Below are 12,040 nucleotides of genomic sequence, written 5' to 3'. Positions count from 1 at the left end.
GATCTCCGACCAAGTCAGCCTGCTACTCCGCCGCAACATCGACCCCGACCGACCACTCGTCGAATACGGTTTGGACTCCCTGGGCGCCCTGGAACTGCGGACCCGCATCGAGACCGAAACAGGAATCCGCATCACCCCCACCGACCTCGCCAACATCGGCACCATCCGCGGATTAGCGGGATTACTGTGCGAAAAAATGGCGCCTGCGCACGCCACCTGACATCGACCTATCGGGCAATGCCGCTGGACTGACCGAACAGAATGGAATATTGGCGGAGGTTGATCAATGGCAGTTCGGACACGTCCTGCGCGGCCATTTTTTGGCAGACGCGCATCCAACGGCGAAGCGCGGATCGATAATCGGCTCGCCTCCTTGGACCAAGCCTTATTCACTGGGCAGCGCGCCACCGGCCGGAACCAAGTCATGCAGGTCGTGTGGGTCTATGAGCACCCTATTGACTTCGATGGGCTGAGGCGATTTCACCACAATCTCGGTTACGGGTTGTTCGGCCGGCGCATCGAGCGTTCGCCGCTGCGGTTCGCACGGTACCGGTGGGTCCTAGACCCGGGACCGGCCGATATCGATATTGCTGCAAACCCCCGCCCACGGGCCGAAGTAAGCGACTGGGCTGACGAACGCTCACAACTGCCCGTCGACCCGGAATGGGGACCCAGCTGGCATCTCGGCGTCCTCCCACTCACGGACGGCTCGACCGCGGTCAGCTTGGTGATTTCCCATTACGTGCTGGACGGTATCGGGCTGGTCGTATCGGGACTTGAGGCGATTCTGGGCAACCCGCGCGCGTGCGACTACCCGCCGCCGCATTCACGCACTCGACGGCGCGCGGTGCTGCAAGATGCCCGGGAAACAGCCCGGGACGTGCCTGAGATTGCCCGGGCGGTTGTCACGGCCGTGAAACTGTCCCGTGCTCACCGGCGCGATCTCGCCCAATCACGGGCATCGCGACTTCCCGCCCGCGTGAGCGACGACGGCCACGACGTCGTGGTCGTGCCGACTGTGACCATCTGTGTCGATCTGGATGATTGGGATGCCCGTGCGCACGCTCTGGGAGGAACCAGTAAGACGCTGGTCGCCGGCTGGGTCGCGAAACTCGCGGAGCGGATGGGGCGCATACGCGCCGACGACGGCCAGGTCACACTGCAAATCCCGGTGAGCATCCGCGCCGAGGGGGACACGCGTGCGAACGCAGTGGCGTTTGCGCGCGTCAGCGTTGATCCGACGCGGGTGACGACGGATCTGCGTGACGTCCGCGCTGCGATCAAGCAGGCGCTGGGGACTGCGCGAGAAGCGCCCGACGAGTCGTTGAAACTCGCTTTGCTGACCCCGTTCGTACCGAAGCGGGTGTTGAACCGGTTGGACGAGCAGGCCGCAACGGTGCTCGGCGACGATCTGCCTGTTTTTTGCTCCAACCTTGGCGACGTCGGCTCGATGATTTGTCGATTGGATGGCAGCGACGCCGAGTACGTCACCGGCCGACTGGTTTCGCAGCAGGTAACGCGACAGTGGCTGGAGCGAACAGGCGGCGTGATGACCGTGCAATCGTGGCGGCTGTCCGACCGAATAGTCATCACCGTCGGCGCCTACCAAGCGGGCGCTGAAAACACCAAGCCCGCCTTGCGTGAGCTCGTTGGCCGCACGACGGGCGAGTTCGACTTGACCGGCGAAATCGACTGACGAATCGTTCTAGCCGCGACGCAGTCTCAAGCCTCTAACGCAGTTCTGAGCTGCTGACCATACATATTGAGCGCCTCGGCGGTCATCATATAATCATGTCCACAGTCGACCGGGTACACGGTAATGTTGCCGGCCACAAAAGGCTGCCAAATGTCTAAATGCGACGATTCGTTGTCGTTTTCGCTTTGTGCGGCGAATATAACTGTTGTGCCATCGAATACGTCGGGCACATGATTACGGAGAAGCGACCCGTTAGAATTATAATTTCCGACCACGAATTCGAATAGTTGTCTGGGCGGAAGAACAAACTCTACAGCGTCTCGGTGCTGGCGGACCAGCTCCTCTGCTTTCTGGTATGTAAGCGGTTCCAGCTGTTCAGGAATGGCGATACCGCTAGAGCGCATGAGGAGGTCCAGGATGCGGCTTTCCCCCTGGCCTTCGACATCTGAAGCCTGACCATTTGCGGGACCCTTGGCGTCGAGCACCGGGTCCAACATTATGAGACGTTCGACTACACATCCGCGTCGGCGAAGTTCAACGGCGAGTTCATGCGCCACGGGTCCGCCAAACGACCAGCCGAGAAGCTTATAGGGCCCTACGGGGTAAAGCGCCTGAATTCGATCGGCATAGTCTTTCGCCATGCCACGAATCGATTGAAGTCCCGCTTCGGCGTGGTGCGGAATTTGGTTGATCCCGATGATCGGGCAATTGAGATAATCTCCCAGCGCCGAATATGCATAGCTAAGCCCGAGACCTTCGTGGACACAACACAGTGGGACCCCTGTTCCCTCCTTGAGGACCTCAATGGGGACCAGTTCCACCGCACTGTCCTGGCTGTCCAGCTGCTGACTCAGGCTTCGCACCGACGGCGCGTGCAACAAGGTGCGCACCGCCAGATGGGCATCCAAGGCGTTGTTGACGGTGGCGATCACGCGCATCGCCAACAGCGAATCTCCGCCCAGGTCGAAAAACGAGTCTTCGACACCGACCCGATCCAGCCCGAGGACTTGGGCGAATATCCCGGCCAAGACCTCCTCGGTGGGATTGGCGGGGGCGCAATAGCGTTCGGACTCAACATATTCGGGCGCCGGCAACGCGCGCTTGTCGAGCTTGCCGTTGGTTGTCAAGGGCAGCGCTCTCACTACCACCACCGCGGCCGGAACCATATAGGCCGGCAGCCGCTCGGCCAGCTTCGCACGAGTGGCGGCCGGATCCGCGGTTCCGGTGACATACCCCACCAGGCGCTTATCCCCCGGGCGGTCCTCGCGAGCGATCACCACGGCCTGCTCCACACCGTCCACACCGGCCAGCGCCGCCTGGACATCACCCAACTCGATGCGGTACCCGCGAACCTTGACCTGCTCGTCGGCCCGCCCGAAGTACAGCAACTGTCCGTCGGCGCCCCAAGACACCAGATCCCCGGTGCGATACATGCGCTGACCCAGCACCCCTGGGCCACCGAACGGGCACGCCACAAATCGCGACGCGGTCAGCCCCGCCCTGCCCACATACCCATACGTCACGCCGGCGCCGGCAACATACAGCTCCCCCACTACGCCTTCCGGAGCCTGGCGCAACCAGCCATCCAGCACGAACAACGCCGCTTCTGGCACCGGCGCACCAATCGGCACCGGCCCGTTCTCCCCGGCCCCCGCCTCTAACGGCGCACTGACCGTTACCCCCATCGTCGTCTCGGTCGGGCCGTACGCGTTGAACATCACCCGCCCCGGTGCCCACCGATCCACCTCATCAGCCGGACAGGTCTCAGCGGCCGACATCAAGGTCACCGACTCCAATCCCTCGGGTGAAAGCGCCGCCAGAGTGGACGGGGTCTCGATGAGCACGTCGACGCGTTCAGCCACCAGCAACGCCTGGAAGTCTTCCGGCGAACGCATCGCGTCCTCGGGCACCACCATCACCCGCCCGCCATGCAACAGCGTGCCGAAAATCTCTGCCACTGAAACGTCGAAGGCCAGCGAATGACCTTGCGCGCAGGCCCCCGTCGTCGGCAGATATCGATCCATTACCTGGGCGAACTGGATCACATTGTGGTGGCTGACGGCCACACCCTTGGGGACGCCGGTAGTGCCTGAGGTGTAGATGAGGTAAGCGACGTCGTCGGGCGCCGGCGCCGGCAGGCCCGTGCATGGATAGCTGAGCATGCGGCCGTCGTCGGTATCGATGACCGGCAAGTCGTGCCCGTCCAGCCGCGCCCACAGATCGGCGGTGGTGAGCGCTGCGATCGGCGCGGCATCGCCGAGCATGAAATCGACCCGCGCCTCCGGCAGCGCGGGGTCGATCGGCAGATAGGCCGCACCGCTTTTGAGCACTGCCATAATCGCCACCACCGCCTGCGCCGACCGCGACAACAACAGCGCCACACACTCACCCGGGCCCGCACCCTGCTCGACCAATAGATGCGCCAACCGCGTCGACGCCTCGTTGAGCTCCCCATACGTCAACGAGCGGCCCTCGCACGTCAGCGCCACCGCACCCGGCGTGCGGGCGACCTGCGCGGCGAACAGCTCCGGTATCGACGCCGTCGCCGGGGCAAGCTGTGTCAACACCGCAGAGTTACCCCAACCATTGAGGCGGGTGTGCTCGTCGGCATCGAGTAAATCGATTGAGGACAGCCGCCGGGCCGGGTCGACGGTCATGGCCACCAGCAGCGTGTGCAACCGTTCGAACAGCGCCTCGATGCCCGTCACGTCGAATACCTCGGGGTCGTACTCGACACGTAGACCCAGTTCGTCGCCCGGGCTGGCCGCCACCGCAAGCGGATAGTGGGTGGATTCACGGGCGGTGAACTCGGTGATGGCCAATTCCTCGTCACCGGTTAGCGCGGCGGTGTCGACGGGGTAGTTCTCGTAGACGAACAAGGTGTCGAACAGCTGGTCGTGACCGGTGAGGCGGTGGATTTCGGCCAGCGCCAGATGCTCATGTTCCAGGGTGCGGTTGTGGGTGTCTTGCAGCTGATCCAGCAAATCGGCGATGGTGGTGGCGGCGCTGCTGTGGGCCCGCACCGGCACGGTGTTGATCAACAGGCCCAACATCGAGTCCGCGCCGGCCAGCTCCGGGGGCCGCCCCGAGACCGCGGTGCCGAAAACGACATCGGGTCGGCCGGTCAGCCACATCAGCAGCTGTACCCATGCCGACTGCAGCACGATGTTCACGGTGGTGTGCTGCGCGCGCGCCAGCTCGCCAAGGGCCCGAGTGGTGTTCTCCGGCACCCGGAACCGCGCGAGACCTCGCCGACCTTGTACCGACCGGTTCGGCCGAGCCACCAGGGTGGCGGTGTCGAAATCGGCCAGCACTTCGCGCCAGGCAGCGTGCGCCGCGGCGCGATCCCGCCCGGCCAGCCAGGTCACAAAGCTGCGATACGCCGCGGCCGCGGGCAGCCGCTGTCCGTAGTAGCCGGCGAAGATCTCCCGCAGCAGGATCGGCAGCGACCACCCGTCGAGCACGATATGGTGATTGGTCAGCACAAATCGGTGCCGATCTGGTGCGGTGCGAATCAGCGCCGCCCGAAACGCCGGCGGATCGGACAGGTTGCACACCGCCGCGCGCTCAGCCGCGCACACCCGCTGGACCTGCTCGTCGACATCTGGGCCGTCGATGTCTAGCTCGACATACCGCCACGGTGCCACCGGGTCGGCCGGGATGACCTGCACCGGTTCGTCGAACTGGGCACAGAACCGGGCCACCAGGTTCGGATGTCGAACCACCACCGCCTGCACCGCCTCGCGCAGCCGGCTTGAATCAAGGGCACCGGCCACGGTGAAGTCCAGCTGCACGGCATACACATCGTCGCCAGTGGCCTGCCCAGCGCTGGCGTGGAACAGCAGGCCCTGCTGCAAGGGAGTCAACGGCAACACATCGGCCACACCGTATTGCTCCTGCAGCTCGTCGAGCTGCTGCTGGGTCAACCGGGCCGGCGCGATGTCCGACGGCGTCAACCCGCCCCCACCGCGGCGCACATGCACACACATGCCGGCCAGGGCCTCGAACCACAACCGGGCAAGCCGGCTGACCTGACCGTGATCCAGCGCGGACGGCGCCCACGACCAGTTGGCGTCCAGCCGCGGTCCGGCGTCGGTGTCAACGGCGCCGGCGTTGAGCTCCACGGTGTGCGCCAACGGCATCGGTATGGCCGTGGCCGCGCCGGTCACCGACGCGCCTTCCTGGCACAGCCGCCACAGTTCCGCGGAAAGGTCGCTCGCCGCGGCGCCGAGCCGTCCCAGGTAGTTGAACCCGATCGCCGGTTGCGAGTCGATCAGTTCGACATCGGGGTTCAGATACCGCAGCAGACCGTAGCTCAGCGGGTCCGGCAGGGCGCGCAGCTGCTCTTTGGCGTCCTTCACGACCGCCCCCAGCGCGGCCTCGCCGGCTATTACCTGCGGCCAGGTCAATCCGCCGACCGTTAGCGACACCGGATATAAGGTGGTGAACCACCCCACGGTGCGCGTCAGGTCCACATCGGCGGCCAGTTCCTCGTGCCGCCCGTGGCCTTCCACGTCGATGCCGATCGGCGTGCGGCCGGCAGCCAAAAACTCCGCGACCGCCAGCCCGAACGCGATCAACAAAACCTCGTGCACCCCGGCATGAAACGCTGCCGGCACTTCACCGAGCAGCGTGCGGGTGGTCTCGACGTCCAGCGACACCGACAGATTTCCGGCTGTGGCAAACGTATCGACGGTAGGTTGCACCGCCGGCAACAAGGCAGGCGCGGCCGCCACCTGCCGCCACGCCTCGGCGTGATCGATGATCTCCGGCTGGTCGGCGTGTTCGGCCAGCAGCGACGCCCACTTTGCAAACGACGTCCCGCCCGCCGGCAACGCGATCGGCTGGCCGCTGTGATGCTGGACCCAGGCGATATTGAGGTCCTCCAGCAAAATCCGCCACGACACCCCGTCGACGGCCAGATGGTGAATAACCAACGCCAACTGGCCAGTGGACGCGGCCCACACCGCGCTCAGCATCACCCCGGCGCTCGGATTCAACCGCGACCGCGCGTCGACCAGCGCCTCCTCCGACAGCACGTCCACCGCCTGCAGGCACCCGCGGGCATCCACCGACCCGGGGTCGCGCACCTGCAACGTCCAGCTCCTGGCGTCGTGGTCGGCGCGCAGCCGCAACGTGCCGTGGCGGTCCACCAAGGCCTGCAACACCGCCACCACGTCGGCCTCGGTCACCCCGGCCGGGGCCTGCACCAGCACCGTCTGGTTGAACTGCTCAACCGGGCCATCGAGGCTTGCCAGCCAGCGCATGATCGGGGTCGCGACCACTGGCCCGAGCCCCTCATCGATCACGCCACTGACACTCTCGGCCACCCCGACCACCCGGGCCAGCCGAGCGACGGTCTGCTCGACGAAGATGTCGCGCGGCCGACACAGCAGACCCGACGCCCGGGCCCGGGCCACCACCTGCATCGACAAGATGCTGTCCCCGCCCAGCTCGAAGAACGACTCGTCGACGCCGACCCGTTCGAGTCCGAGGACTTGGGCGTAGATGCCGGCCAGGATTTCCTCGACCGCGCTGGCCGGGGCGCGGTAACGCTCGCCATCGGTGTAGTCCGGTGCCGGCAGCGCGCGCTTGTCCAGTTTGCCGTTCGCTGTCAACGGCAGCGCTTCGACGACCACCACCGCGGTCGGCACCATGTAGGCGGGCAGTCGTTCAGCCAGCTTTTCGCGGGCGGTGGCGGGGTCGGCGGTGCCGGTGATATACCCCACCAGGCGCATGTCGCCGGGGCGGTCTTCGCGGGCGATCACCACCGCCTGCTGCACCCCGTCGACGCCGGAAAGTGCGGCCTGGACCTCGCCAAGCTCGATGCGGTACCCGCGGATCTTGACCTGCTCATCGGCCCGCCCCACATAGCACAGCTGCCCGTCGACGCCCCAACGCACCACATCCCCGGTGCGATACATGCGGTGCCCCGCTCCCGCGAACGGACATGCCACGAACCGCGACGCACTCAATCCCGCCCGGCCCACATACCCGACACCGACGCCGGCGCCGGCCACATACAGCTCACCCGCCACACCGGCCGGCACCGGGCGTAGCCAGCGGTCCAGCACGAAAAAGCCGAGCCGGGCCAGCGGCACCCCAATCGGGCTGGCCGCGCTTTCGGCATCGTCGGCCACGATCTGCCGCAAGGAGGCATGCACCGTCGTCTCGGTGGTGCCATACAGGTTGAGCAGCCGCGGCGACCCGCGGTGATGCTCTAGCCACGGCCCCAGCCGCTGTGGCTCCAGGGCTTCTCCGGCGAACAGCACCGTCTGCAACGTGAGCTGAGCTCCCAGGTCAGGAGCGAGCGCATCGGCGGTTTGCAACGCATAAAACGCCGAGGGCGTCTGGCTCAACACGCTGACCTGTTCGGCGACCAGCAGGGCGTGGAAGTCCTGCGGAGAGCGGGCCACCGTCTCGGGCACCACCACCAGCCGCCCACCGTACAGAAGCGCACCCCACATCTCGCACACCGAGACGTCGAAGGCCAACGAATGCCACTGCGACCACACCTGCCCGTCCAGCTGCATCCCGGTCTCGAACGACGCCAGCAGCTGGGTGACGTTGTGGTGGGTGATGGCCACGCCCTTGGGCACGCCCGTCGTGCCTGAGGTGTAAATCAGGTAGGCGATACTGTCGGCCGCGGGCGCAGGCAAGGCTGTGTCGGGTTGGCTGTCAGCAGCGAGATCGTCGATGTCGAGGACCAATAGGCCATGCCCGTCCAGGCGCCCGCGCAGCTCGGCCGAGGTGATTGCGGCGCGCGGGGCGGCGTCGCCGAGCATGAACTCGATTCGCGCGTCGGGATGCGCCGGGTCCATCGGCACATAGGCCGCCCCGGTTTTGAGCACCGCCAGGATCGCCACAATTGCCTCGGCCGAGCGGGGCAACAACAACGCCACCCGCTCGCCCGGGCCCACGCCGTGCCCGGCCAGTAGGTGCGCCAAGCGGTTCGCGGACTCGTCGAGCTGCCGGTACGTGATCGAGCGGCCGTCGAAGGTCAGCGCGACCGCCTCGGGCGAGCGCGCCACCTGCGCGGCGAACCCCGCCGGGATCGACACCGGGGTGCTCGCGGGCTCTATCAGCGCCGCCCGGTTACTCCACCCGTGCAGCCGGGCATGCTCGGCCTCTTCGAGCAGATCGATCGAGGAGAGCCGATGCGCCGGGTCGGTGGTCAGCGCCACCAGCACCCGCTCCAACCGCTCGATCAGTGTTTGGATGCTGGCCGCGTCGAACACGTCGGTGCGAAATTCCACCACGCCGCCGATCCCGGCAGGCTCACCGGCCTCATTCCATCGCTCGCCGACGGAAAACGTCAGGTCCATGCGGGCCGTCTGGGTGTCGGCCGGCAACGCGGTGACCTGCAGATCTCCCCAGGCCAGCCCGGCGGCGGGATCGTTGTCCTGTCCGGTGAAGTTCTGCCAGGCCAACAACACCTGCACCAACGGATGGTGGTTCAGCGACCGGGTCGGGTTGAGCCGCTCAACAAGCACCTCGAACGGCACGTCTTGGTGCTCGTAAGCGGCCAGACTGCGCTGACGCACCTGCGCGAGTAGCGCTGCCACCGTGGGATCACCGGCCAGATCCACCCGCAACACCAAGGTGTTGACAAAGCAACCCACCAGCTCATCCAGTGCGGTGTCGCCGCGCCCGGCGATCGGGAATCCGATTGCCACTTCGCTGCTGGCGCTGACCTTGGACAGCAGGATCGCCAGGGCAGTCTGGATCACCATGAAGCTGGTCGCATTGTGCTGCCGCGCCACCCGAGTAATCCGCTGTTGCAGCTCGGCCGGCCAATCCACCGCGACCCGGGCCCCGCGGTAGTCGGCCTGCGGCGGATAGGGCCGATCGGTGGGCAGCTCCAGGCGCTCGGGTATCCCGGCCAGCGCCTCCGTCCAGTAGGCCAACTGCGCGGCGATCCGGCTGTCGCTGTCGGTCAGGTCACCGAGTTGTTCGCGCTGCCACAGCGTGTAGTCGACGTACTGCACCGGTAACGGTGACCAGCCGGGGGCCTGCCCCGCGCAGCGGCTGGCGTAGGCCAGCCCCAGATCGGCCACCAGCGGGGCGATGGACCAGCCGTCGGCGGCGATGTGGTGGGCCACGGCCACCAGCACGTGCTCGTCGTCGCTGATGCGAAAAACCCGCGCCCGCAACGGGATCTGAGTCGCCAGATCAAACGGGCGCCGGGTCGTTTCCTCGATGGCGTCCTCCAGCCGGCCGGCCGGCCAGCCGGTGGCATCGACGACCTGCCAACCGAAGTCAGCCCGTTCGACCGGCAGCACCAGTTGCTGAGGAATCCCGTCGACCGCCGGGAACAGCGTGCGCAGGCTCTCGTGACGGCCCACCACGTCGGCCAGGGCAGCGCCCAGCGCGTCGGCATCCAGGCGACCAGTCAGTCGCAACCCGACCGCCATGTTGTAGACCGGCGAGGGCCCCTGCAGCTGGTCGACGAACCACAACCGGTGTTGGGCGAACGACAACGGCACCACCGCGGGCCGCTCACCAGCGACCAACGGATCCAGCGATTCCGCCGTCCCACCGATCCGCGGCGCCAGCTCCGCCACCGTGGGCGCTTCGAACAGCATGCGCACCGCAATGCCGCCATCCGCAGATTTGTTGATCGCGGCGACCAGGCGCATCGCCGACAACGAGTCCCCACCCAAGTCGAAGAAGGAGTCGTCGACGCTGACGCGTTGCAGACCCAGCACCCGGGCGTAGAGGCCGGCCAGGATCTCCTCGGTGGGGTTGCCCGGGGCGCGGTAATGATCGACATCCCCGTACTCCGGTGCGGGGAGGGCCCGCTTGTCGAGTTTGCCGTTGACGGTCAGTGGCAGTGTGTCGAGGACGACGACGGCGGCGGGCACCATGTAGACCGGCAGGCGTTCGCTGAGCGCGGCGCGGATTTTGGCCGGATCAGCCGTTCCGGTGACATAACCCACCAGCCGCTTATCCCCGGGCCGATCCTCCCGGGCGATCACCGCGGCCTGATCGATCCCATCCAACCCGGCTAGGGCGGCCTGCACCTCACCCAACTCGATGCGATACCCGCGGATCTTGACCTGATCATCAGCCCGACCCAGATAGACCAGCTGCCCATCAGCCCCCCAACGCACCAAATCCCCGGTGCGATACATCCGCTGACCCCCAGCACCGGCGAACGGACACGCCACAAACCGCGACCCGGTCAACCCCGCCCGACCCACATACCCATAGGCCAAGCCGCTACCGGCCACATACAACTCACCGACCACCCCGGGCGACACCCGACGCAACCCGGCATCAAGCACAAACAACGCCGCACCCGACACCGGCGCCCCAATCGGCACCGGCCCCGTGATCCCCGGTTGCAGCGCCGCACTGATCGCCGCATACACCGTGGCCTCCGTCGGGCCATAGGCATTGATCATCACCCGCCCCGCAGAAGCCCAGCGCTCCACCAACTCGCCCGGGCAGGCCTCCCCGGCCACCACCAACACCGCCGACTCCAACCCGTCGGCCGGCAACACCCCCACCGCCGAGGGAGTCTGACTCAACACACTGACCCGCTCCGCGACCAGCAGCGCGTGAAACTCCTGCGGGGACCCGGCCACCTCCTCGGGCACCACCACCAACCGCCCACCGTGCAACAACGCCCCGAAAATCTCCGACACCGACACGTCAAACACCAGCGAATGCCACTGCGACCACACCTGCTCCGGACCCAACGGCAACCCGGCCTGACCCGCCGCCAACAACCCCGTCACACTGCGGTGGGCCACCGCCACCCCCTTGGGCACCCCCGTGGTCCCCGACGTGTAGATCAAATACGCGATATCGTCGGGTGCCGGCGCCGGCAGCACCGTCGTGGGCTGGGCCTCGATCCTGGGGTCGTCGACATCCAGGACCGCCACCGCACACCCATCCAGGCGCCCCCGCAAATCCGCCGTCGTCAACGCCACCACCGGGGCGGCATCGGCGAGCATGAACTCAATCCGCGCCCCCGGCAACGCCGGATCAATCGGCACATACGCCGCCCCGGACTTGAGCACCGCCACAATCGCCACGATCGCCTGCGTCGAGCGCGACAACAACAGGCCCACACACCGCCCCGGGCCCGCACCGTGTTCAACCAACAGATGCGCCAACCGCGTCGAGGCCTCATCAAGCTCCCGATACGTCAACGAGCGGCCCCCACACGTCAACGCCACCGCCCCCGGCGCCCGCGCCACCTGCGCAGCAAACACCTCCGGAATCGACACCGACACCCCAGCAGGCCGGGTCAATACCGCACAGTTGCCCCACTCATCGAGCCCGGCGTGCTCATCCTCATCAAGCAGATCGATCGACAGCAATCGCCGGGTGGTG

At 66.6% G+C, this 12,040-nt stretch carries 2 protein-coding genes and 1 pseudogene; 2 read left to right on the top strand and 1 reads right to left on the bottom strand.

The window, feature by feature from the left end:
* A partial coding sequence (locus AC5Y21_RS24880) for an acyl carrier protein (RefSeq protein ID WP_499916615.1) occupies nt 1-220 on the top strand: 220 nt, incomplete at its 5' end.
* 66 nt (nt 221-286) lie between these two features.
* Complete coding sequence (locus AC5Y21_RS24875; protein ID WP_499916613.1) at nt 287-1,696, top strand: condensation domain-containing protein; 1,410 nt, start codon at nt 287-289, stop codon at nt 1,694-1,696.
* 26 nt (nt 1,697-1,722) lie between these two features.
* On the opposite strand, the pseudogene AC5Y21_RS24870 reads toward AC5Y21_RS24875, so the two are convergent.
* A pseudogene (locus AC5Y21_RS24870) lies at nt 1,723-12,018 on the bottom strand (amino acid adenylation domain-containing protein); the annotation flags it as partial.
* Nucleotides 12,019-12,040: the final 22 nt, after the last annotated feature.

Source organism: Mycobacterium sp. NGS41, assembly GCF_059812725.1.
This window is presented reverse-complemented; position numbering and strand designations above follow the sequence as displayed.